Below are 635 nucleotides of genomic sequence, written 5' to 3' on the forward strand. Positions count from 1 at the left end.
AATAGCAAGTCTGCACCGTCAAACAATGTGCCGTTGCCGATAAGCTCGCGCATTGAGCCCAACACAACTAGCACACTGGTCATGCCCAGTCCCATCCATAAGCCGTCCAATGCGGCAGGAAGCACATCATTTTTTGAAGCGTAAGCTTCGGCGCGACCGATGATGATACAGTTGGTTACGATCAACGGGATAAAGATACCCAGTGATAGGTACAATCCGTAAGCGTAAGCATTCATTAGTAGCTGGACGCAGGTTACGAGTGACGCAATGATCATAACGAAAACCGGAATTCGGATCTCTTTAGGAACATAGTTACGGATCAGTGAAACCGTTACGTTAGACCCCACTAGTACCAGTAATGTGGCAATACCAAGACCCAGCGCGTTGGTGATCGTCGATGAAACGGCGAGTAGAGGACATAAACCGAGCAGCTGAACCAATGCTGGGTTGTTGCTCCACATGCCGTTCTTCATCAATTGTTTGTTTTCACTCATTGATTGTCTCCTGCGCAGTTTAGTGGCTGGCTGAGAATCTCATCACGAGATTGATTTACGTAGTTTACGGTGTTTCTGACTGTTTTGACGACAGCTCGAGGCGTAATGGTAGCGCCAGTAAACTGATCAAAGTCTCCACCA

At 47.7% G+C, this 635-nt stretch carries 2 protein-coding genes; both read right to left on the reverse strand.

The genetic code is table 11. The features are described 5' to 3' along the window. The coding region (locus R8N47_RS26020; RefSeq protein ID WP_318186206.1) for an electron transport complex subunit E at positions 1–494 on the reverse strand (494 nt) is incomplete at its 3' end. Further along, the coding region (locus R8N47_RS26025; protein ID WP_318186207.1) for an FMN-binding protein at positions 491–635 on the reverse strand (145 nt) is incomplete at its 5' end. The genes R8N47_RS26025 and R8N47_RS26020, both read right to left, overlap by 4 nt.

This window comes from Vibrio sp. 2132-1 (assembly GCF_033344315.1).